Source organism: Rudaea cellulosilytica DSM 22992 (assembly GCF_000378125.1).
Lineage (GTDB): Bacteria > Pseudomonadota > Gammaproteobacteria > Xanthomonadales > Rhodanobacteraceae > Rudaea > Rudaea cellulosilytica.
On the sequence record NZ_KB899244.1, the window covers coordinates 92,545 to 116,083 of the forward strand.

Annotated in this window: 20 protein-coding genes; 16 read left to right on the forward strand and 4 right to left on the reverse strand. The window is 65.0% G+C overall.

The genetic code is table 11. The annotated features are described in order from the left end of the window. Positions 1-14 precede the first annotated feature (14 nt). The 4 genes from F455_RS0116990 to F455_RS0117005 all read right to left on the reverse strand — a co-directional run bounded on the left by F455_RS0116990 (position 15) and on the right by F455_RS0117005 (position 4,574). A complete protein-coding gene (locus tag F455_RS0116990) occupies positions 15-761 on the reverse strand; it encodes a DUF4198 domain-containing protein (RefSeq protein ID WP_018974518.1) in 747 nt (248 codons plus the stop codon). A 165-nt stretch (positions 762-926) separates the two neighbouring features. Continuing rightward, complete coding sequence (locus tag F455_RS0116995; RefSeq protein ID WP_026293490.1) at positions 927-2,252, reverse strand: NAD(P)/FAD-dependent oxidoreductase; 1,326 nt, start codon at positions 2,250-2,252, stop codon at positions 927-929. A 14-nt stretch (positions 2,253-2,266) separates the two neighbouring features. Beyond that, positions 2,267-3,178 (reverse strand): 2-hydroxyacid dehydrogenase, encoded by a 912-nt coding sequence (locus tag F455_RS0117000; protein WP_018974520.1) that lies wholly within the window; start codon positions 3,176-3,178, stop codon positions 2,267-2,269. 100 nt (positions 3,179-3,278) lie between these two features. Continuing rightward, complete coding sequence (locus F455_RS0117005; protein WP_018974521.1) at positions 3,279-4,574, reverse strand: NAD(P)/FAD-dependent oxidoreductase; 1,296 nt, start codon at positions 4,572-4,574, stop codon at positions 3,279-3,281. Positions 4,575-5,021: 447 nt separating this feature from the next. On the opposite strand from F455_RS0117005, the gene F455_RS0117010 reads away from it, so the two are divergent. From F455_RS0117010 to F455_RS0117085, 16 genes are all read left to right on the forward strand, one after another. Beyond that, positions 5,022-5,843 (forward strand): GNAT family N-acetyltransferase, encoded by an 822-nt coding sequence (locus F455_RS0117010; RefSeq protein ID WP_018974522.1) that lies wholly within the window; start codon positions 5,022-5,024, stop codon positions 5,841-5,843. 228 nt (positions 5,844-6,071) lie between these two features. Beyond that, on the forward strand, positions 6,072-7,448 hold the full coding sequence (locus F455_RS0117015) for an aminotransferase class III-fold pyridoxal phosphate-dependent enzyme (RefSeq protein ID WP_018974523.1): 1,377 nt from the start codon (positions 6,072-6,074) through the stop codon (positions 7,446-7,448). A 78-nt stretch (positions 7,449-7,526) separates the two neighbouring features. Then, positions 7,527-8,021 carry an Lrp/AsnC family transcriptional regulator gene (locus F455_RS0117020; RefSeq protein WP_018974524.1) on the forward strand — a complete coding sequence of 165 codons (495 nt, stop codon included), beginning with the start codon at positions 7,527-7,529 and terminating at the stop codon, positions 8,019-8,021. Positions 8,022-8,060: 39 nt separating this feature from the next. Then, positions 8,061-9,245 carry a M20 aminoacylase family protein gene (locus tag F455_RS0117025; RefSeq protein WP_018974525.1) on the forward strand — a complete coding sequence of 395 codons (1,185 nt, stop codon included), beginning with the start codon at positions 8,061-8,063 and terminating at the stop codon, positions 9,243-9,245. Continuing rightward, complete coding sequence (locus F455_RS0117030) at positions 9,242-9,736, forward strand: hypothetical protein (protein ID WP_157578997.1); 495 nt, start codon at positions 9,242-9,244, stop codon at positions 9,734-9,736. The genes F455_RS0117025 and F455_RS0117030 overlap by 4 nt, the downstream gene beginning before the upstream one ends. Before the next feature lie 88 nt (positions 9,737-9,824). Next, on the forward strand, positions 9,825-11,123 hold the full coding sequence (locus F455_RS0117035) for a TolC family protein (protein WP_169337371.1): 1,299 nt from the start codon (positions 9,825-9,827) through the stop codon (positions 11,121-11,123). Beyond that, positions 11,120-12,358: an efflux RND transporter periplasmic adaptor subunit gene (locus F455_RS0117040; RefSeq protein ID WP_018974528.1), complete on the forward strand. Its 1,239-nt coding sequence runs from the start codon at positions 11,120-11,122 to the stop codon at positions 12,356-12,358. The genes F455_RS0117035 and F455_RS0117040 overlap by 4 nt, the downstream gene beginning before the upstream one ends. Positions 12,359-12,368: 10 nt before the next feature. Then, positions 12,369-15,566, forward strand: coding sequence for an efflux RND transporter permease subunit (locus tag F455_RS21290; RefSeq protein ID WP_051084233.1), 3,198 nt, complete (start codon positions 12,369-12,371; stop codon positions 15,564-15,566). A 24-nt stretch (positions 15,567-15,590) separates the two neighbouring features. Next, entirely contained in the window at positions 15,591-16,643 is a 1,053-nt protein-coding gene (locus F455_RS0117050; protein ID WP_157578999.1) for a DMT family transporter, read from the forward strand. A gap of 45 nt (positions 16,644-16,688) precedes the next feature. Then, positions 16,689-16,886 (forward strand): hypothetical protein, encoded by a 198-nt coding sequence (locus F455_RS0117055; RefSeq protein WP_018974531.1) that lies wholly within the window; start codon positions 16,689-16,691, stop codon positions 16,884-16,886. Between the two features lie 189 nt (positions 16,887-17,075). After that, a complete protein-coding gene (gene ykgO, locus F455_RS0117060; RefSeq protein ID WP_008215056.1) occupies positions 17,076-17,201 on the forward strand; it encodes a type B 50S ribosomal protein L36 in 126 nt (41 codons plus the stop codon). A gap of 175 nt (positions 17,202-17,376) precedes the next feature. Further along, positions 17,377-17,721: a hypothetical protein gene (locus F455_RS0117065; RefSeq protein ID WP_018974532.1), complete on the forward strand. Its 345-nt coding sequence runs from the start codon at positions 17,377-17,379 to the stop codon at positions 17,719-17,721. Next, positions 17,718-18,752, forward strand: a complete 1,035-nt coding sequence (locus F455_RS0117070; RefSeq protein ID WP_018974533.1) for an agmatine deiminase family protein — start codon at positions 17,718-17,720, stop codon at positions 18,750-18,752. The genes F455_RS0117065 and F455_RS0117070 overlap by 4 nt, the downstream gene beginning before the upstream one ends. Beyond that, on the forward strand, positions 18,749-19,633 hold the full coding sequence (locus F455_RS0117075; RefSeq protein WP_018974534.1) for a carbon-nitrogen hydrolase: 885 nt from the start codon (positions 18,749-18,751) through the stop codon (positions 19,631-19,633). Before F455_RS0117070 ends, F455_RS0117075 begins: the two co-directional genes overlap by 4 nt. A gap of 60 nt (positions 19,634-19,693) precedes the next feature. Continuing rightward, on the forward strand, positions 19,694-20,923 hold the full coding sequence (locus F455_RS0117080) for a TraB/GumN family protein (RefSeq protein ID WP_033410485.1): 1,230 nt from the start codon (positions 19,694-19,696) through the stop codon (positions 20,921-20,923). Further along, entirely contained in the window at positions 20,920-23,394 is a 2,475-nt protein-coding gene (locus F455_RS0117085; RefSeq protein WP_018974536.1) for a DUF349 domain-containing protein, read from the forward strand. Before F455_RS0117080 ends, F455_RS0117085 begins: the two co-directional genes overlap by 4 nt. The last annotated feature ends 145 nt before the right edge of the window (positions 23,395-23,539 follow it).

Below are 23,539 nucleotides of genomic sequence, written 5' to 3' on the forward strand. Positions count from 1 at the left end.
GATTTTCACGACGGTCATTCGGGCTTGTGCGGCAGCGCGAACGACAGCGTCGCGCGATATTCGATCTTGTCGTACTTCGCCTTGTCGTCGGTGGGACCGACATAGATCGCGGCGAGTACATTCGGACCCTGATTGCGGATATTCACTGTCACCGTACCGTCGGCGGCGGTGACTTGCGGCGTCTGATCGGGATCGTTGACGTAGTCGTGCATGATCTGCACGCCGGCCTGCGGTTTGCCGTTGAACAACACCTTGAACTTGCCCGGTTTGCCCATCTGATCCGGGATCGGGCCGATCGGCACCAATTGCAAAGTCTGTCCGGCCAGCGCGGGCACCGTCGCCGTCAGCGAATTCAGGTACACACCGAATTTGTAGTTGTGCTCGACCATGACGGCGTCGGGCATTTCCACGCGCGTTTTCTTGTAGAACTCGCCGTCCTTGGCCCGCGCCCAGACGCCGTAATCCATCACTGCGGTGACCGCCGTCAGAGGGACCTCGCTGTCGACCGTCACGATGGGGCCGTTGGCCTTGAACGAGACCGGAACCTCTTTCCATGCCGCGTCGTAGCCTTTCGACGCATTGATCAACGGCAGGCGCTTGACCGCATCCAGATCGTCGGCACCCACGCCGTAGATCAAGGCCAACTGCTTAGAGCGCTGGGCAAACCAGATCGCATGCGCGGAAGCGTCGACCGATGCGAGCAGAACACATCCCGCCGCGACGGCGGTGATTGCTGAAACGAACAACTTCGAAGCTTTCATACGCCGGCTCTCTGCATGGATTGAACGTATTGGAACGCTAACACGGACATTCCGCCGAAACAGGACGAAAGGCGCGCCGCGCGCAGGCGTTAATACGGAATTGCACTGGCGTTTCAGCACAAAACCCAAAGCGCGCGTTCAACCATGACCGCGCGCGGCCAAGCATCAGAACTCCGACACCTTGCCCCATTGCGCCTGCCCGAAACGCGACAGTCGATACTGCGACACGTCCGTGATCGGCTCGCGGCCAAGCATCAGGTCGGCCACCAGATGACCGGCGCCCGGGCCGATGCCGAAGCCGTGTCCGGAAAAACCCGCCGCGAGGAACAAACCCTGCAGGCCGATGTTGCCGTCGATCACCGGGACGCCGTCCGGCGTCGAATCGACATAGCTCGCCCACTCGGCCTGCACTGGCACCTCGCGCAATCCGGGCAGCAGGTTGCGTGCACGTTGCAGCGTCAGGTCCAGCGCCTTGCGCGAAGGACGCGGATCGAGGATGCGCATCGCTTCCATCGGTGTCGGCCGATCCATCGCCCAACGCTTGCGCGTCTCGAAACCCGCCTGCCACGCCTGCAAGCCTCCGAGGGAAAGCAAGCGCCAGCGCTTGGCGAACATCGGCACGAAATGCTTCGCGCCATAGATCGCACCCGGCGTGGGGTCGAGCTGGGCGAAACGGGAAATTGCCAGGGTGTAACCGCCGTCGGCCCGGCGCGTCACCGAAGCGGCAGATGTGTGCAGCGCCGCTGGAAGGCCGCGCGCACCCGGCGCCACGGACAGAATGGAGCCGCGTACCGAAGCCTGCGGAAACCCGATGCCCATCTGATACAGGAAACTCGCCGACCAGGCGCCGCCCGACAGAACCACCTGGCGCGTGCGGATCACGCCGCGCTCGGTGATGACGCCGCACACGGCTCCCGCCTGCCGCTCGATACCACGCGCGGCGCAGTTCTGAATGACCATGCCGCCGTGTTTGAGTACACCCTTGGCTATCGTGGGGGCCGCGCGCGAAGGATCCGCGGTTCCGTCGGTCGGCGACCATACGCCGCCTTTCCACGGCTTGCCCGTTGCCGCGCCGCGTTCAGTCGCCTCCGCAGCGCTCAGCATGTCGGTGACGATTCCCTCGCCGCGAGCGAACTTTCCCCACGCCGCCCAGGTGTCGATCTCCTGCTCGTCGTCGGACAGATACAGCAGGCCGCAGCGCGAGAACCCCATATCCTCGCCGATGTCCGCAGTCATCTCTTCCCAGAGCGCAAGGCTCTTGGTGGACAGCGGCAATTCGCGCGCGTCGCGATTCTGCTGACGACACCAGCCCCAGTTGCGACTGGATTGTTCGGCGCCGATCAACCCCTTTTCGAGCAATACGACGCGCCGACCGGCGCGTGCCAGCCAGTACGCCGCGCTGACTCCGACGATGCCGGCGCCAATCACGACGCAGTCGGCACTCGCCGGCAGGGTATCGGGCGTTTCCATCCTCAACAGAGGCGCAGGCATAAGTTCTCCAATTCCTAATAACCGCGTTCGCGCGCGACCAGGCCCGGAATCGGCCGGCCTTCGCGCACCGCACGAATCACAGCCAGCGCATGCATCGCGCCCTCGCGCGCATCGGTCTGCGCGGCGACGTGCGGGGTGATGACGATGCGCGGATCGTTCCAGAACGGATGTTCCGCAGGCAGAGGCTCCGGCTCGGTCACATCGAGAATCGCCGAGGCCAGTTGTCCGTCGTCGAGCGCACGTGCAAGCGCGGTCATGTCGAGATGGCCGCCGCGCCCGGCGTGAACGAGGCGTGCGCCGCGCGGAAGTTTGCCGAACAGCGCATCGCCGAGAATGCCGCGCGTCCGTTCGGTGAGCGGCAGCAAGCAGACGAGGATGTCGACGCCAGCCAGGAAGACGTCGAGATCGTCGGCGGCAAACATCTCGATGTCGTCGACCGTCGCACCGGACAAGCTCCAGCCACGCACGCGAAAGCCAAGCGCGAGAAGGCTGACCGCAGCCAACCGCCCGATTCGCCCCATGCCCAAGATGCCGACCGTACGCTTGCCGGTCGCCGCGACACTGCCCGCCTTCCACACACCCTGGCGGGCCTGGGCGATGTACATCGGCATGTCCCGGTGCGACATCAGCGTCGCCATCACGACCCAGTCCCGCATCATGGCCTCGAGGCCGGGAGCGATCGTGCGCGACAGAGCAATGCCCTCGGGCAACGCCGGCAGATGATCGACGCCGGCGCCGACCGAGATGAGGGTCTTGAGCTGGGTGTAGACCGATAAATCTTTCGGCGGATACCAGCAGGCAATGTGTTCGATCGCAGATGGATCATGTACCGCCTGTTCGCCGACGAGGATGTCCTCGCCGGCTTCGGCAAAGACGCGTGGCCAAATCTTGCCCCGTTCCGGCGTCGACAGAAGAAGTAGTGTCATCGTCGGATCTCCGGCCGTTTTCCCAATGACGGTGTCGTTTCAATCATGAGCAGGCCGCGGCATCCAGCATTCGCAATGCAGATCGGACGGACTGCCGATCTCACGAAAACCGGTCCTTGGCCCGGTAGTACGCACCGACCAAAGGCAGGAACCACGGCGGGCCGAAGTGACCTGGAATCGCCGGCCAGGGACGGCCGCCCCAGGGATTCGGCACCGCTTCGCCGGCGATGAGCCGCGCCATGATCTGGCCCATGTGCACCGACATCTGCGTGCCGTGGCCGCTGTAGCCGGTGCTATACCACACGCCATTGCGCTCGCCGGCCTGCGGCAGGCGGTCGCGCGTCATGTCGACGACGCCGCCCCAGCAGTAGTCGATTTCGACATCGGCCAACTGCGGAAAAATGCCGAGCATCCCTTCGCGCAAAATCGGCGCGCTGCGCGCATCCGAAGTCGGTGAGGACACGCCGAAATGCGCACGCCCGCCGAGGATCAAACGATCGTCGTCGGTGAGACGAAAATAATGATGGATATTGGCGACCGTGGTGCATGTGCGCCGTCGAGCGATCAGGCTTTGCGCGCGCTCGCGCCCGAGCGGCGCGGTGGCGAGGATGAAACTGCCGACCGGCACCATGCGTCGCCGCAGCCAACCGAATTCGCGATAGCTGCCGTGGCGCCCCGCGCCATTGGCGAGCAGCACCTGGCTGGCGCGCAGTGGGCCGCGCGTCGTGTGCAGGGTCGAAGGCTTGCCGCTGCCGCTACGTTCGATGCGCTCGACGGTGGATTGCAAAAAAATCTTTCCACCGTGCCGTTCGACCGCGGCGGCGAGGCCGTTGGCGAACCGCCCCATGTGCATCTGCGCGCTGCGTTTGTAGACGAGGCCGCCGGCGAAACGTTCGCTCGCGATTTCTTCCTCGCGCACGCGTCCGCGATCGAGCAGTTCGATGTCGGCGTCCACGCCGTCGCTGCGCAGGCGCTCGGCGCTGCGCGCGAGCGCGTCGTAGTGCGCGGGTTTCGTCGCGAGCTTGAGCTTGCCGTTGCGCGCGAAACCGCAGTCGATCGCCTCCTCGCGCACGATTCGCTCAACAGTGTCGACTGCAGCATCGTAGGCGCCATACCACGCACGCGCCTGTTCGACGCCGACCTTGTCGGCAAGTTCGCCATAGTCATGGGCGAGACCGTTGTTGACGTGACCGCCGTTGCGCCCCGAGGCCTCGAAGGCAACGCGATCGCCGGCCTCGAGCACCGCAACCTGCGCGCCGCGCGCGGCCAGCGCCAGCGCGGCCGACAACCCGGTGAAGCCCGCGCCGACGACGGCGACATCTACGGCCGTCGGCCATTCGCCGGCCTGCGGCGCGTAGCGCGGCACGGTGTCCGTCCAGTACGACTGCAGCTTCATCGCCCCACCTTCACAGCACCTCGATTCGTGATTCGAAACAGATTGGAACATACGTCCCGATCGACGACATCCGCGAATGACCGCGCCGACGAGGCGCGCGTGCCTTTTTTGCTCACATCCGCAGCACACCATGCCGCGGGCGCGCGCAGACGATTTGCTCAGAGACGCAGAGCCGTATCGGAAAATGTCATCCGCATACTAAGCGGCAGTAGTCGGGATTTGCTTCGTTTACTCCCCACTGACGGCGCAGCAAATTCCGCTCCACCCCCCGCTCGCAGCGGAAGCTGCTGCTTTTTGGTGCAATCAGTAGAGAACAAGATTGCACTGGAGATTGCAGCGTATATTTGCGCCGGAATCGAACCCACACCGTCAGACCGACTTGTTTTCACAATGAGCACAATACGCAAAACCTCCATACCGACAGAACAAGGCGTCGCATACCGAGCCATGAAATCCAGCGACCTCGATGCGGCTTGGGACCTGTCGATGGATCAGCACTGGCCACACCGTCCGGGCGACTGGACATTTGCGTTTTCTCTTGGTGAAGGCATCGTCGCCGAAGCCGACGGCCAGCTCGTCGGTACGGCAATGCGCTGGCTTTGGGGTAAGACGCATGCCACCGTGGGCTTGGTCATCGTCTCCGAAGTCATGCGCGGGCGGCGCATCGGCAGTGAACTCATGAACCGCATCCTCGCGGGCCTGGAAGGCCGCAGCGTCTCGCTGCACGCCACCGAAGTCGGGCGCGGCCTGTACGAACGCCTTGGCTTTGTGCGTACCGGCGAGATCCGCCAGCACCAGGGCATCGCGGCAAACGCGCCGCTGGTCGCACTCGACGAAGGCTGGCGCCTGCGCCCGTTCGATCGCAGCGACGAGGCGGCTGTCATCGACCTCGACGCGCGCGCGCGCGGCTGGTCGCGCAGCAAAATGCTGCGGCGATGGATCGACAGCGCCGAGCGCGTGATGGTCCTCGATCACAGCGGCGCGCTCGATGGTTATGCCATCCTGCGTCGCTTCGGCCGTGGCGTGGTCGTCGGGCCGGTCATTGCTTCGAACGATATCGGCGCGCGTGCGCTGATCGCTCACCTCGTCAGCCTGGCCGCAGGACGTTTCGTGCGCATCGATCTCGATTTCGACTCGGGCCTGACCACTTGGCTCGAAGAACTGCAACTGCACCGCGTCGGCACGGTGACCGCGATGACACGCGGCAGCGTGGCCGCCGTTGACGAAGGCCCGCGCCTGTTCGCACTGGCAACGCAGGCGATGGGCTGAGCGCGAAACGGTTCGCATAACGCTACGGTGCCGCAGCTTCAGCGCATCTTCTTCCGGCACAGACGCAACAACGGCATGCGCCGGCGCGAACGACCGCCGCGACGGCATCTAACGCGGCGGGCTCGCGCCTAGACTGATTTCCCCTTCGCTATCCGATTCGGCGCCATGCAATCTCTTTCCTCCGTCGCATCCGACGCGGCAGAATCCGCCCAATCCACGAACTCCTCCTTGAGCCTGTCTTCGCTGCGCAAGCAGGACCGCGAGCATCTGATCCACCCGGTCTCGGCCTGGCGTGCGCACGAGCACCGCGGCGTGACCATCCTCGACTCGGGCCACGGCTGCACGCTGCGCGATGCCGACGGCAACGAGTTGCTCGATGTCTTCGCCGGCTTGTGGTGCGTCAATGTCGGCTATGGTCAGCAGAGCGTGGTCGATGCCGCGGTCAAGCAGTTGAACAAGCTGCCCTATGCGACGGGATATTTTTCCTTCGGCAGCGAACCGGCGATCCGGCTCGCCGAAAAGCTTGTGGAGATCAGCCCCGCCTCGCTGCGCCATGTCTATTTCAGCGGCGGCGGTTCGGACGCGGTCGATGCCGCGGTGCGCTTGATCGTGCAGTACTGGAACAGCGTCGGCCGCCCGCACAAGAAACACTTCATCACGCTCGAGCGCGGCTACCACGGCTCGTCGTCGACCGGCGCGGGCCTGACCGCGCTGCCCGCGTTCCACCGCGGCTTCGACCTGCCGCTGCCGACGCAGCATTACCTGCCTTCGCCGAATCCGTACCGCAGCGCGAACGGCAATCCGCAGGCGATCATCGACGCCTCGGTCGCGGCGCTGCGCGCGAAGGTCGCCGGACTGGGCGCAGACAACGTCGCCGCGTTCTTCTGCGAACCGATCCAGGGCTCCGGCGGCGTCATCATTCCGCCGAAAGGCTGGCTCAAGGCGATGCAGGATACGGCGCGTGAACTGGATGTCCTGTTCGTCGTCGACGAAGTCATCACCGGTTTCGGCCGCACCGGCCCGATGTTCGCCTGCGATTCCGAAGGCGTGGAGCCGGACTTGATGACCTTGGCCAAGGGCCTGACTTCGGGTTACATCCCGATGGGTGCGACGCTGCTTTCGGAAAAGGTCTATGCTGGCATCGCCGACAACACGCCCGCCGGCGCGGTCGTCGGCCACGGCGCCACTTACTCGGGGCATCCAGTCGCTGCAGCCGTGGCGCTCGAGGTGATTCGATTGTATGAAGGCGGCTTGCTCGAGCACGGCCAAGCAGTGGCGAAACACTTCGCCGCAGCGCTCGATGGCCTCGCCGATCATCCGCTCGTCGGCGATGTGCGTTATCGTGGCCTGCTCGCGGCGATCGAACTGGTCAGCGACAAGGCGGCGAAGCGCGGCTTCGATCCGAAACTCGGCCTCGCCGACAAGATCAGCGCGATCGCCTATGCGAACAAACTGGTGTTCCGCTCGTTCTCCGACCAGATCCTCGGCTTCGCGCCGGCGCTGTGCATTACCGAGGCGGAGTGCCAGCTGTTCGGTCAGCGCCTGCGCAAGACGCTGGACGAGGTACTGGCGCTGCCTGAAGTGCGCTCCGCAATGGCTGCATGAGGCGGCTGTACAGAAGACATTGACCCGCTGCGTCCGCTTCCACAGAATCCAGAAGGTCCATCCATCCAGGCAATCACCGTGGTCACTCCCTTCAAACTAGACCGCATCGACCTGCGTATCCTGGCCCATCTGCAGAAGAACGGGCGGATCACCAACGTCGAACTCTCCAACGCCGTGTGCCTGTCGCCGAGCCCGTGTCTCGTGCGGGTCAAGCGGCTGGAACAGGCCGGCTACATCACCAGTTATTCGGCGCAGATCGACCTGGCCAAACTCGGCGACGTCCTTACCGTGTTTACCGAAGTCACCCTGTCTGATCACCACGCCGAGGATTTCAGCCGCTTCGAGAAGGCGATCCGCCAGGTCGACGAGATCATCGAATGCCACCTGGTCAGCGGCGGCTACGACTACCTGCTCAAGTTCGTCGCACGCGGCGTCAACCACTACCAGTCGCTGATGGAAGGGCTGCTCGAACGCAACATCGGCATCGAAAAATATTTCAGCTACATCGTCATCAAGACGCCCTTCATCAAGAACCACCTGCCGATCGAGCAGTTGTTCAGCCAGCATCTCTAATCGGCAGCGCTTCTTTTCGACAACGCCTCGCCATCCATTGTGACCGCCACCCTCACTGCCGTCGCCGACCTGCTTCCCGACCTGCAAACGCTGCGGCGTGATCTGCATGCGCATCCCGAACTTGCATTTGCCGAGCATCGTACGTCGATCCTAGTCGCCGACACGATGCGGGATCTCGGTCTGGAGGTCGCGACCGGCATCGGCGGCACCGGGGTCGTGGCGACGCTGCGCCACGGCGGTGGCATGGGCAGCATCGGACTGCGTGCGGACATGGATGCATTGCCTATCGTCGAGACCAGCGGACTTACGTACGCCAGCAAACACCGCGGCGTTCATCACGGCTGCGGCCACGACGGCCACACTGCGGCGCTGATCGGCGCCGCGCGTCATCTGGTGCGCACGTGCAATTTCGACGGCACCGTGCACTTCATCTTCCAACCTGCGGAAGAGGGTCAAGGCGGTGCGGCCGCGATGATTCGTGATGGCTTGTTCGAGCGCTTCCCGTGCGACGAGGTCTACGCGCTGCACAACTGGCCGGCCTTGCCTCTGGGCTCGGCGCAGACGCGAGCGGGACCGATCATGGCTGCGGCCGATCGTTTCGAGATCGAAATCCATGGTCGCGGCGGACATGCCGCATTCCCTCAACTGACGCCCGATGCGATCCTTGCCGCCAGTCATTTGGTGTTGCAGCTGAACACCATCGTTGCGCGCGACATCGATCCGAACGAATCGGCAGTGCTGTCGGTGACAAAGATCGAGGGCGGCCACGCGCACAACGTACTACCCACAAAAGTCGTCGTCGTCGGCACCGTGCGTAGTTTCAATCCGCAGGTGCAAGACCGCATCGAGGCGCGCTTGCGCGAAGTCGTTGCGGGCGTCGCTTCTTCCACCGGCACGCGCATGACCATCGATTATCTGCGTTACTACCCCGCCACGATCAACAGCCGCGATGAAGCTGCGGTTGCACTGGCTGCCGCCAAAATCGCGGGACTGCATGCAATGGAGGCACCCGCGCCCGCATTCACTTCCGAGGATTTCGCTTTCATGCTGCAGGCGCGGCCGGGCGCTTATCTGTGGCTCGGTCAGGGGCGCGCCGATCCGGGAGCGGATGGCGAGCGGCCACTGCATCATCCCAGTTACGATTTCAACGACGCCGCGCTGCCGTATGCCATCGCCTGGTTCGCGGCATTGGTCGAGCGACAATTGCCCGCCTCCACTCGATGACGGTGGCACAAACGATCGTGTTCTCGCGGGAGCGTTTGCTTACTGCGTCCACGCCGACTACCATTTCGACGATGTCCTCCGGCGCTCGCCAGCACTCGCCCTTCTCTGCACCGCTTTCTTGCGTATGTGGTTGGCTCGTGGCGTTCTTTGTGGTGATGACCGGCGGGTTCGGCGTCGCCGACTTCGCCAACGACTCGCAGCCCCGTTCGATGGTTGTCGCCGCGCAGGCAAGTCCGTCACTGATGGCCATCCCTGCTCCAACGGCGCAAGAACTGGACGAAATCCGCAACCACGGCCACCATCACAGCGGCAACCCGCTGGAAGATCTGCTTACGTTGGGCCATGCACATTTCGGCTGCCAATGCGCCAGTCTGTCCGTGGACATCTTTGCGCTTGCCGTCGTACCCAACGCCGCCTTCGTCGTGATGCGCAAACCACAGCGCGAACACGACAGCCCGCCGAACAACCCCTTCCGACCTCCGATCGTTTGATCGACGACGCTAGCCGCGCCTGACGCGGCTTTTCGTGCTGCACGCCACTGGCGTGCAGTGGCTTGTCCGTCGATCGGAGGATTCTTCCGTGTTTCGTCATTCTTTTCTGGCGCTGGCCCTCGCGGCCATGACGCCAATCGTGGCTGTTGCCGAAGCGCCACAGCCCGGTAATTCTGCCGTACCGGCAACACCGTCTTCGCTCACGCTCACCGACGCCGTGGACCGCGTACTCCGCAACAACCCGGCGTTGCAAGCCGCCGTGTATTCGCTGCGCGCTCAGGAGGCGCGACGCGACCAGGCCGCCCTCAAGCCGGCCTGGCATGCAACCCTCGAAGCCGAGAATTTTCTCGGCAGCGGCAGCTTGCGCAACGGCCGCGGACTCGAAACGACGTTGCGTCTGGGCACCGTCATCGAGCGCGGCGACAAGCGCACGCGCCGCATCGATGAATCCGACAGCGAGCGTGCTTTGCTCGTCGCCGACCAGGACGTGGCTCGCCTGGATCTGCTCGCCGAAGTCGCGCGCCGCTTCATTCACGTCGTTTCGGATCAGGAAAGCATCGCGCTGACCGAGCGTGCGACCGCGCTCGCCCGACGCAGTGTCGAGCTGGTCGAGCAACGCGTGCGCGCGGCAAAGGCTGGCGATGCCGAACTCGGCAAAACGCGCGTCACGCTGGCGCGCGCGGAGATCGCCGCCGAACACGCAGAGCACGAACTCAAAAGTTCGCGCATCGCGCTTGCAGCTACCTGGAACGCGCGCGAGGCAGGCTTCGACCGCGTCGACGCTGCGTTCTACACGTTGCCCGAACCGGAATCGTTCGACGCGCTGATCGCCGGGCTCGAGCGTAATCCGAACCTCGCCCGCTTCGCCTCCGCGCAGCGCCTCGAAGACGCACGCATCGCCGTCGCTCGCGCCAATCGCAGCGCCGATATCAGCTTCAATGCCGGCATCCGTCGGGTCGAAGCGCAGAGCGATCAGGCCTTCGTGCTCAGTGTGACCGTGCCGTTCGGCTCCGCCTCGCGTGCTGCCCCATTCGAACGTGAGGCAGAACAGCGCCGCGAAGCCGTCGACGCCGAAGCGAGCGGCGTGCGCACCGATCTTTACCGCACTTTGTACGCGGTCTATCAGGAACTGCTGCACGCACGCACCCAGGCCGACACCTTGCGCACGCGCGTGATTCCCGAATCCGAACGCACACTGAAACTCACCGAGCAGGGATTCGCCGTCGGTCGCTATTCCTATCTCGAACTGGTCGACGCGCAGCAGCAACTGCTGACTGTGCAGCGCGAAGCGATCGATGCCGCGCGCGAATACCACTTGCTCTACGTCGAGCTCGAACGCCTGGTCGGCCGCAGCGTCGACACCGCCGCCATGGAGAAAAATTCATGAACCGTCTGTATTCCTTTCTGCGCCTGTCGGCGCTCTTCGTTTTCGCCGCGGTGGCGTGGCATACACCGCTTTCCCATGCTGCCGAAAGCGAGGCGGCGAAAGAAGAATTCGAACGCGGTCCGCATCGCGGCCGCCTGCTGCGCGACGGCGATTTTGCGCTCGAAGTGACGATCTTCGAAACCGGCGTGCCGCCGCAGTTTCGCCTCTACACCTACGCGAAAGACAAGCCGCTTGCCACCACAGACTTGCAGGCCACGATCGAAGTTGCGCGCCTCGGCGGAGTCGTCGACCGCTTTGCGTTCGTGGCGCAGGCCGATCACCTGCAGGCGAATGCAACCGTGCACGAGCCGCATTCGTTCGACGTCAAGGTCAGTGCGACGGCGAACGGAAAATCACACCAGTGGAGCTACGCCTCCTACGAAGGCCGCACCACGATTCCGGCAGCGACCGCCGAAACGGCCGGCATCAAGACTGCCGTCGCCGGGCCGGCGACGATCCGAGATCGCGTGCATCTGCTCGGCGTGGTCGCGGTCGACGAGAACCGCCTCGCCAAGGTGCGCGCGCGCTTTCCGGGACCGGTGCGCGAAGTGCGCGCCGGCCTCGGCGACACGGTCACGGCCGGTCAGGTGCTCGCTGTCGTCGAGAGCAACGAAAGCCTTAAGTCCTACGCGGTAACGGCGCCGATCGGTGGTGTCGTCACCGCGCGCGCAACCAACGTCGGCGACGTTGCCGGCGAGTCGGCGCTGTTCGAGATCGCCGATCTCTCGAATGTATGGATCGATCTGCATGCGTTCGGCGCCGGCGCAGCCAGGCTCAAGCCGGGGCAGCCGGTCACTGTGCGCTCGACATTCAATGAGACGAGCGCAGACGCCGCGCTCGATCGCCTGCTGCCGATCGCCGCAGTCGACAGCCAGAGCGTGGTCGCGCGCGTGCGCCTGCCGAATCCCGACGGCGCCTGGCGGCCCGGCCTCGCGGTCAGCGCCGACGTGACCGTGGCTACGCACGAAGTGCCGCTCGCGGTCGACGTGGCCGGCTTGCAGCGGTTTCGCGATTTCACCGTCGTCTTCGCCCAGGCCGCCGACACCTACGAGGTGCGCATGCTCGAACTCGGCGCGCGCGACGAGAAGATGGTCGAAGTACAGGAAGGCTTGGCGCCCGGTACACGCTACGTGACCGAGCAGAGCTTCCTGATCAAGGCCGACATCGAAAAGTCGGGCGCAAGCCACGACCACTGAGAGGCCGATCATGCTCGAATCCATTATTCGCTTCGCGATCCGACATCGCTGGCTCATGGTGCTGGTCGCGCTCGGCCTCGCCGCGCTCGGTGCGTGGAACTACACCCGCCTGCCGATCGATGCGACCCCCGACATCACCAACGTGCAGGTGCAGATCAACACCGAAGGCCCCGGCTATTCGCCGCTGGAGGCCGAGCAACGTCTCACCTATCCGGTCGAGACCGCACTGTTCGGCCTGCCCAATCTCGACTACACGCGTTCGATCTCGCGCTACGGCCTGTCGCAAGTCACCGTTGCGTTCAAAGACGGCACCGATCTCTACTTCGCCCGACAACTCGTCGCCGAACGCCTGCAGCAAGTGAAGAGCCAGCTCCCGACCGGCGTCGAGCCGCAGATGGGGCCGATCGCCACGGGTCTCGGCGAGATCTTCATGTACACCGTCGAATCCGAACCCGGCGCGAAACGCCCCGACGGCCGACCCTGGGACGCGATGGACATGCGCACCCTGCAGGACTGGGTCGTGCGTCCGCAGATGCGCCACATCGACGGCGTCACCGAGGTCAATACGATCGGCGGTTACGTGCGCCAGTTCCACATCACGCCTGATCCGGCCAAGCTCGCCGCCTACGGCCTCACCCTGCGCGATATGCTCGACGCGGTCGCGCGCAACAACGCCAACGTCGGCGCGGGCTATATCGAGCGCTCGGGCGAGCAATATCTCGTGCGCGTGCCCGGCCAAGTCGGCGACATCGCCGGCCTGCGCGACATCCTCATCGCGCATCGCGACAGCCTGCCGGTACGCGTGGGCGACCTCGCCGAGGTCGTCGAAGGTCACGAGTTGCGTTCAGGCGCGGCGACCGAGAACGGCCGCGAGGTCGTACTCGGCACGGTGTTCATGCTGGTCGGCGAGAACAGCCGCGCGGTCTCGCGCCGCGCCGCGGACAGGCTCGCCGAAGCCAACCGCAGCCTGCCCACAGGCGTGCAGGCGCGCACGCTGTACGATCGCACTACGCTCGTCGACCGTACGATTGCCACCGTGCAAAAAAATTTGCTCGAAGGCGCCCTGCTCGTCATCGCCGTGCTGTTCCTCTTGCTCGGCAATGTGCGCGCGGCGCTGATCACCGCCGCGGTGATTCCGCTGGCGATGCTGATGACGATCAGCGGCATGGTGCAACACCGCGTCTCCGGCAATTTGATGAGCCTCGGTGCGCTCGACTTCGGCCTGATCGTCGACGGCGCGGTGATCATCGTCGAGAACTGCCTGCGCCGATTCGGCGAAGCGCAGCATCGGCTCGGCCGCCTGCTCACGCGCGAGGAACGCTTCGAGACCGTAGCGACCGCGACCACCGAGGTGATCACGCCGAGCCTGTTCGGCGTCTTCATCATCACCGCGGTGTACCTGCCGATCTTTTCGCTCAGCGGCGTCGAAGGCAAGATGTTCCATCCGATGGCGATCACCGTGGTGTTCGCGCTGCTCGCGGCGATGCTGCTGTCATTAACCCTCGTGCCCGCCGCCGTCGCATTGTTCGTCAGCGGACGCGTTGCGGAAAAGGAGAACCGCATTGTCATCGGCATCAAGCGCTTGTATGCGCCGGCTCTCGAACGCGTGCTCGCCGCGCGCGTCGTCGTCGTCGCCGCGGCGGCAGCATTCGTCTTCGCCTGCGGGTTGCTGGCAACGCGTCTGGGCACCGAGTTCATCCCCAATCTCGACGAAGGCGATATCGCGTTACATGCGCTGCGCATTCCGGGTACGAGCCTGACCCAGGCGGTCGGCATGCAGACGGCGCTCGAGGCGCGGATCAAGCAGTTTCCCGAGGTCGACAAGGTCGTGGCCAAGATCGGCACCGCCGAGATCGCGACCGACCCGATGCCGCCCTCGGTCGCCGACACCTTCATCCTGATGAAGGATCGCGCCGACTGGCCCGACCCGCGCAGACCGAAAGCGCAGCTCGTCGCCGAACTCGAAGCCGCGGTCAAAACGATTCCCGGCAACAACTACGAGTTCACCCAGCCGATCCAGATGCGCATGAACGAACTGATCGCGGGCGTGCGCGCCGATGTCGCGATCAAAGTTTACGGCGACGATCTCGACCAGTTGCTCGAACTCGGCAAGAAAGTCGAGGCAGTAACCAAGAAGGTATCAGGCGCAGCCGACGTCAAGCTCGAACAGGCGACCGGCCTGCCGGTGCTCTCGGTGTTGCCCGACCGCGCGGCGCTCGCGCGCTACGGACTGGCGATGGCGGATTTGCAGCAGACCGTCGCGATAGCGTTCGGCGGCGAGGTAGCTGGCCAGGTGTTCGAGGGCGATCGTCGCTTCGATATCGTCGTGCGTCTGCCCGAGGCCTTGCGCACAAATCTCGACGGACTGGCCGCGCTGCCGGTGCCGCTGCCGCGCGAGGCGCGCAGCGATGACGCTCACGGTGATGCCACACGCATCGCCGCGCGCTCGGCGGCGTACATCCCGCTCGGCGAGGTCGCCAAGATCGAAGTCGCTCTCGGTCCGAACCAAATCAGCCGCGAGAACGGCAAACGGCGCGTCGTCGTGACGGCAAATGTGCGCGGTCGCGATCTCGGCTCGTTCGTCACCGAATTGCGTACACGCGTCGGCGATCAGGTCGGTTTGCCGGAAGGATATTGGCTCGAATACGGCGGCACGTTCGAGCAGCTCATTTCGGCGAGTCAGCGCTTGCAGATTGTCGTGCCGGTGGTGCTGGCATTGATCTTAGGCCTGCTGTTCATGGCGTTCGGCTCGGCCCGCGACGCAGCGATCGTGTTCAGCGGCGTGCCGCTCGCGCTGACCGGCGGCGTGCTTGCGCTGTGGCTGCGTGGCATTCCGTTCTCGATCTCCGCCGCGGTCGGATTCATCGCCTTGTCCGGCGTCGCCGTGCTCAACGGCGTCGTGCTGATCAGTTTCGTGCGCAGCCTGCGCGCGGCCGGCGACCGGCTCGAGGACGCGATCCGCGACGGCGCGCTGATTCGCCTGCGCCCAGTGCTGATGACTGCGTTGGTCGCGTCGCTCGGTTTCGTGCCGATGGCGCTCAACGTCGGCACCGGTGCGGAAGTGCAGCGTCCGCTCGCAACCGTGGTGATCGGCGGCATCGTCTCCTCGACCTTGCTAACCTTGCTCGTGCTGCCGGCGCTGTATCGTCTGCTGTATCGCGACGACGACGGGCCGAACGGTGTCGGCAATGCCGCTGCAGCGTCGTAGAAGTCATCGATGTCGGAGAACCTGATGGACGCGTCCCGAGGGGTGCTGTACGCAATCGCCGCCGCCGTTCTGTTCGGCGCCAGCACGCCATTCGCCAAAGGGTTGTTGGGCAGCATCGACCCGGTCCTGCTCGCCGGCTTGTTGTACGCGGGATCGGGAATCGGCCTCGGCGTGTGGCTGTTGCTGCGCAGACTGGCAGGGCCTCGATCGACAGAAGCTGCTTTGCAGAATCGCGACCTGCCCTGGCTCGCCGGTGCCGTAGCGTTCGGCGGCGTTCTCGGGCCGATGCTGTTGATGCTCGGCCTGCGCAACACGCCGGCGTCATCGGCGTCGCTGTTGCTCAATCTCGAAAGCGTGTTGACGGCGGTGCTGGCGTGGACCGTGTTCCGCGAGAACGTCGATCGCCGGGTGTTCCTGGGTATGGTCGCGATCGTGGCCGGCGGCGTGGTGCTGTCGTGGCAGCAGCAAACTGCCGCGGGAGTGCCATGGAGCGCGCTCGCCATCGCCGGCGCCTGCTTGTGCTGGGCGATCGACAACAACCTGACGCGAGTCGTTTCGAGCGGCGACCCGATCCACATCGCGGCGATCAAAGGCGGCGCGGCCGGCGCGGTCAACATCTGCATCGCCTTGAGTCTCGGCAGTCATTTTCCGGCTGCGAGCGCAGCGCTCGCGGCCGGCGCGATCGGCTTGGCGGGATACGGCGTCAGCCTGGTCTGTTTCGTGCTCGCCTTGCGCCATCTCGGTACGGCGCGCACCGGCGCGTATTTCTCGACAGCACCATTCGTCGGCGCCGCTTTATCGCTGCTGTTGTTTGCCGAACGACCCGACCCGGCGTTCTGGATTGCCGGCAGCCTGATGGCGATCGGCATCTGGCTGCACCTGAGCGAACGCCACGAGCACACGCACGAGCATGAAGCGCTCGAGCACGAGCATCGGCATCGTCACGACGAGCATCACCAACACGGGCACGATTTCCCGTGGGACAGTGAGGAGCCGCACAGCCATCCGCACAAACACGACGCGGTCGTGCACTCGCATCCGCACTTCCCCGATATCCATCACCGGCACGGCCATTGAAGCGCACATTCTCAATTTCCTTGACGGTCGGGTTCGCCTCGCGGCGTGAACGTCGCCGCGGCTGCGCGGCGACAGACGCGAAAGCGGCTGGACAAGTCCAGCAGCGACAAAGCCAAGGCCATGCCGAACGGGTGGTTGAGCAGCCGGTTCCGCGATCCCGAATTGCCACGTATCCTAGCCGCGGTGACCGCCACCAATCATGCCGCCGTCGAGGCAGCCCTGACGCGCTGGGCCGATACCTAGGTGTCTGTCGGCCGGTCAACGGCGTGTCTGGCTGATGAGCCGCGACCGTCGGACTGACCCGCGCGGCGGCCGAGCACCATACGGGGCCCGTGTACGGATAATTGCTCAAGGGGCTATACAAATGTGGCGGGTTTCGGTTAAAATCGGCGGCTGAATTTATTTACAGCCCTGATAAATACGGAAATTCCCATGAAAGTCCTGTCCTCGCTCAAATCCGCCAAGCAGCGTCATCGCGACTGCAAAGTCGTGCGCCGCCGCGGCAAAGTGTTCGTGATCTGCAAGAGCAACCCGCGTTTCAAGGCGCGTCAGCGCTGAGCCGGTCGCTCGGCTTCGCTAGCCGATCGTTGCTGTGAAGGCCGCCTTGGGGCGGCCTTCACGTTTTTGGACCGATCGATTTCCCAACCGCGCCGTTTGCCGTGTGCAATCTTGCAACGGTCATGCTGCCTTGGCACCATCGACTGCGTAGATTCGCCAACTTGGAGAATGAGCCATGCCGCTGCACCGTTCTTCGCTCGCCGCCGCGTCCGCCCTGCTCGCCCTTGGCGCGCTCGGCAGCGCACACGCCGATACCTTGCTGATCGATCGCGTCCAGCAGGAGCGTAGCCACGCCACGCCAGCACGCGGCCTGTCGATGGCGCAGGTCGAAAGACAGTACGGCGCGCCACTGAGCAAACTGTCGCCGGCCGGCGGCGATTCCCGCTGGCATCCGACGATCAACCGCTGGGCCTACCCGAACTACACCGTGTATTTCGAACGCGACCGGGTAATCGACACGGTGATCAATCGCGTTTCGGCGGACGAGATCGGGCCCAAGGGCGCCGCGCCGAACCGATGACGCCGTCCATCTTCCGCCTGCCCGCGGAGTGGGAAGCACAGGATGGCGTACTGCTCGCGTGGCCGCACGCCGAAACTGACTGGGCACCGCGGCTCGAACAGGTTGAAGCCACCTGTGCCGCGCTGATTTCCGCGATTTCCCGCCATGAACGCGTCGTGCTCTGCGTCGCCGGCGAGTCCGTCCGGGCGCACGCCGAGCGACAGCTACATATTGCCGGGGCACATGCCGAGAACGTGCACTTCGTCGCCGTCGAATACGACGACACCTGGTTGCGCGATTCCGGGCCGATCACCCTCGCCGACGGCAAGCGTTTTCGCCTGACCGACTTCCGTTTCACCGGTTGGGGGGGCAAGTTCGGCGCGAGTCGCGACGATGCGCTGATCGGCAATCTGATCGTTCGCGACGTATTCGCGCCCGCCGAGCATGCACGCGTCGACTGGGCGCTCGAAGGCGGAGCGATTGAATCGGATGGCAAGGGCACGATCCTGACGACCTGGCGCTGCCTGCACCAGCGCCATCCGGAACAGAGCCGCGAGGAAATGTCGCAACTGCTGCGCGACAAGCTAGCCGCGCAGCGCGTGCTGTGGCTCGAACACGGCTATCTGCAGGGCGACGACACCGACGCACACATCGACACGCTCGCGCGCTTCGCGCCGGACGATGCGATCGTGTTCCAGGCCTGCGACGACGCAAGCGACACCCATTACGGCGAACTCGCGCGCATGCGCGACGAACTTGCTGCACTGCGCACGATCGACGGCCGGCCGTATCGCCTGCATGCCCTGCCCTGGGCCAAACCGATTCTCGACGATGGCCGCCGCCTGGCCGCGTCGTACGCGAACTATCTGATCGTCGACGGCGCCGTACTGGTGCCGGCCTACGGCGATGCCGCCGATTCGGAAGCTGCGCAAATCATCGGCGCCGCGCATCCGGGTCGCGAAGTCATACCCATCCCTTGCCGCCCGCTGATCTGGCAGAACGGCAGTCTGCACTGCATGACCATGCAGTTGCCGCGAGGAGTGCTGAAGTGAGCAAGACACTGCGGGTTGCATTGCTGCAGGAAACCGACCGCGGCAGCCGCGAGGCAAATCTCGACGCGATCGAGGCCGGTTTGCGCGAAGCAGCCAAGGCCGGTGCCGCACTCGTGCTGCTGCAGGAACTGCACAACGGGCCGTATTTCTGCCAGCACGAAAGCGTCGCCGAATTCGATCGCGCCGAACCGATTCCGGGGCCGAGCACCGAGCGCCTCGGCGCGCTCGCGGCCGAACTCAAGCTCGTCGTCGTCGCTTCGCTATTCGAGCGGCGTGCGGCCGGCCTTTACCACAACACCGCTGTCGTCTTCGATGCTGCAAAGGATATTTGTGGAAAATACCGCAAAATGCACATCCCAGACGATCCGGCGTTCTACGAAAAGTTCTACTTCACGCCCGGCGACCTCGGCTTCGAGCCGATCCAGACCTCGGTCGGCAAGCTCGGCCTGCTCGTCTGCTGGGACCAGTGGTATCCGGAGGGTGCGCGCCTGATGGCGCTGGCCGGCGCCGACTTGCTGCTCTACCCGACCGCGATCGGCTGGGATCCGGGCGACGACGACGCAGAGAAATCGCGCCAGCGCGACGCCTGGATCACCGTGCAGCGCGGCCACGCCGTAGCCAACGGCCTGCCGCTGCTCGCCTGCAATCGCACCGGCTTCGAGGCCGCTCCCGACGCCGCGCGCGGAATCCAATTCTGGGGATCGAGCTTCGTCGCCGGCCCGCAGGGCGAATTCCTCGCGCAGGCATCGACCGACAAACGCGAGTTGCTGATCGTCGACATCGACATGCAGCGCAGCGAAAACGTGCGTCGCATCTGGCCGTTCCTGCGCGACCGACGCATCGATGCCTATGCGGATCTGCTCAAGCGTTTCCGCGACTGAACCATTCTTTCGTCGTTTCGGCGGTTGAAAGCCGCGCGAATGGCGACAAAAAAGCAAGCAATGAACGATCTGGCTTCCCTCACTCCGTCTGTCACCGACCAGCCGCTCGCACGCATTACCCGCGACGGCGTCGAATACACCCTGCTTGGCACCGCGCACGTCTCGCGCGCCTCAGTCGCTGCCGTGCGCGAACTGATCGAATCGGAAAATTTCGACGCGATCGCGGTCGAACTCTGCGACACGCGTTACCGCGCGCTGCGTGACCGCGAGGCCTGGCGCAATCTCGATCTGCTGCAGATCATCCGCCAGGGCAAGGCCGGCATGGTCGCGGCCAATCTCGCGTTGTCGGCCTATCAGCGCCGCCTCGCCGAGCAATTTGGCATCGAGCCTGGCGCGGAGATGAAGACCGCCGCGGAACTCGCCGAGGCGCAGCACAAGCCGGTGTGGCTGATCGATCGCGAAGTGGCGACGACGCTCAAGCGCGCCTATCGCAGCGTCGGTTTCCTGCAGCGCTTCGGCCTGCTCGGCGGTCTCGTGGCGAGTCTGTTCGAGCGCGGCGAAGTCGCCGAGGCCGACATCGAGAAGCTCAAACAGGGCGACATGCTGCAAAGCGCGTTCAGCGAATTCGCCGAGCAATCGGAGCCGTTGTTCCGCAGCCTGATCGCCGAGCGCGACAGTTTCATGTCCGCGCGGCTGCGCGAGGAAAGCGCGAAGGCGCAGGTGCTCGGCGCACCGGTCAAGCGCGTGCTTGCGGTGATCGGCGCCGGGCACCTCGCCGGCATGACCCGCGAAATCGAAGCGCAGCATGACGATCCGGCTACGCTCACGCAATCGCTCAACGCGTCGCCGCCGGCGTCTTCACTGCCGAAGTGGATCGGTTTCGGCGTGCTCGCCGTCATCATCGGTGCGATCGCCTATACGTTCACGCGCGGCGCGCACTTCGGCGTCGAGGCGATCAAGGTGTGGGTATTGTTCACCGGAGGATTCGCCGCGCTCGGCGTGCTGCTCGGCGGCGGCCATATTCTGAGCGCGCTGACCGCATTCGTGGTCGGGCCGCTCAAACCGTTCCGTCCGTTCGTGCCGGTCGGCGCGGTCGCAGCGGCGGTCGAAATGTCCCTACGTCGGCCGCGCGTAGCCGATTTCGAATCGCTGCGCGACGATGTGATCGACTGGCGCGGCTGGTGGAAGAACCGCGTCTCGCGCACCCTGCTGGTCTTCCTGCTGGGTAATTTCGGCATGATCCTCGGCGAATACCTCGCCGGTATCCGCATTCTGAGCAAGCTCCTATGAATCTCGCGCGTCTGCTGTTCAAACCCAAGTGGCAGGACAAGAAGGCCGAGGTGCGCCGCGCTACTGTCGCTTCCGCCGATGATGCCGAACTGATCGCCGCGCTGCCGCAGCTCGTGCGCGCCGATGCCGATGCAAGCGTGCGCCTGGCCGCGCTCAAGCGCCTCGGCGATTACGAGGCCTGGCGCGAACGCTCGACCGGCGACGCCGATGCCGGGGTGCGCCGCGCGGCCCGCGATGCTTACCTCGCCCTACTCTGTTCCAACAATGCGCGCGTGCCCGCATTGTCGCGGCGCATTGCCGAACTCGAGACGCTGAGCGCGGACGAACTCGAACGGGTTGCCAGCCAAGCGGCCGACCGCGATCTGCGCGCCAGCGCGCTCGCGCAAGCTAGCCGCCCGGCCCTGCTTGCCGAGCGCGCGGTCGCCGATCCTGATGGCGCGATCCGCCTCGCAGCGCTCGAACGCGTCGTCGACATTGCGACTCTCGAGCGCATCGCCGAACGCGCGCGCAAAACCGACAAGGCCATCAGCCGGCGCGCGCGCGAATTGATCGAGGCACGTCGCATTGGCAGCGGCGACGCAACCGCCGTCGCGCAAAAGGCCCGCGTCCTGTGCGAACGCATGGAGGCACTGGTGCGCGCGCCCAGCGGCGACGACACGGTTTACGATGCGATCGTGCGCGATTGGAATGCGCTGGGCAGCGCGGTGCCGACCCATCTGCTCGCCCGCTATTGCGGCGCCGATGCGCTCGTGCGGCAGACAAAGATCAACGCTCAGAATCCGGCGCCTCGCGTGACCGCAGCCGACACCAAGGAAGCCGAGCCTGAAGCGCATGTCGCCATATCCGCCGCAGCGAGCGCCGAAATGTTGGCATCGCAGGCACGTTTCGACGCTGCGCTCGCGAACGCGGCCAGCGAAGCGCAACGCGAGCGCGAGCTACGCCGCGCGCATCTGCACGAAATGGAACAGACCCTGCCGCGCTACGCCGCCGCACTCGAAGCCGGCACGGTTTCGGCAGCGCATGCGCTGCATGATCGACTGCTCAATCTGGGCGCGATGGTCGTGCCATTGCCGGCTGCACTTGAAGCCAAGCTGGCGCCGCTGCACGCGCATTACGCCGCGCTCAAGCAACAGCAGACCTGGGCCAACCGGCGGCGGCGCGAGATGCTCTGCGACGACGTCGAGCAACTGGCCCAATCCGGCTTGCATCCCGACGCGCTTGCGCTGCGCGTGCGCGAGGCGCGAGAGGAATGGCAGCGCCTCGATGCCGCCGAGGGCATTTCCGGCAACGCCGAAGCGGGGCCGACGCGGCGCTTTCACGCCCTCTGCCATCGCGTGCTGAAGCCAGCGAAGGTGTATTTCGACAAGCGCGACGAGGTGCGCAAGTCGCACGCCGGCGAGATCGACAAACTGCTGCAGGAGACCGCCGCACTAGCGGATGAGATCGTCGATTGGAAAGCGATCGGACAACTGCGCCAAAAGCTCGGCGATGCGCTGCGTTCGCTCGACGGCGTCGATCCACGCACGCGCACGGCGCTTGCCAAGCAACTCAAGGCGGCGATCGATCGGCTCGCACTGCGCCTCGACGCACATGCGGATGAAGTCGAAGCGGTCAAGCGACGTTTGATCACGCGCGCCACGGCCTTGCAGCAGCACAGCGACGGTCGCGCTGTTGCGCGTGACGCGCGTGAACTGCAGGCGCAATGGACCGCGCTGGGCCAGGGTCGCCGCGGCAGCGACCAGCGCCTCTGGAAAGAATTCCGCGCTGCTCTAGATGCCGCGTTCGGCCAGCTCGACGCAGCACGCAAGCAGCGCGACGAACAGTCGTCGGCGACGCGCACGCAGGCAGAAAATCTGCTCGCCGAAATCGAAACCTTGCGCGCCGACGATGCGCACGAGACGAAAGCACAGCTGCGCGACATCGACGCGCGCTGGCAGGCGCTGGGCTCCCCCGATCGCGCGCTCGAGCAGCGCTATCGCAAAGCGCGCGATGCATTCGAGTCGAGCTTGCAGGGCGCCGCGCGGCGCAAGCGCCTGGCGCGCTACACCGAAGCACTGGCGAAATACGCGCTGCTACGTGCCGTCGAAACCGGTGCGCAAACAGCGGACGCGGTCCTCGCGCAATGGAACGAGCGCCCTGCGCCGGCCGAATTCGCAGCCGCGCTCGATGCCCGCTTCGCGCGCGCGACGGCGGCTTCGGCTGTCGAGGAGCAAGACGAAAATCCGGCGCGCGACCTGCTCATCGAGCTCGAATTCTTCGCCGGTGTCGAAACGCCGGGCGAAGACCGCCAGCGGCGCATGAACTTCCAGGTGCAGCGCCTGGCCTCGCGCATGCGCGACCGCAGCGCGGTCACGCCGGAGTCCGAGCTGTCACGGCTGATGCTTGCCTGGTTCGCCCAGGAACCACAGGCCTTCGAAGTCGAAGGCCGTTTCGTACACGCAGCCACAGCCGCCGTCCAAACGCTGCCTTGATCGCGTCGGCAGCGGCGACATTTCCCGCGCCTCGAACTTGATGCGGAACGCAACTCCGCAACGATGTCGAAAACCTGCGAGGACGGAATCCGCGCCAGCTTTGCCGCGGATGAACCGCGGCTGGTCGAGCGAATTTCTCAGGGAA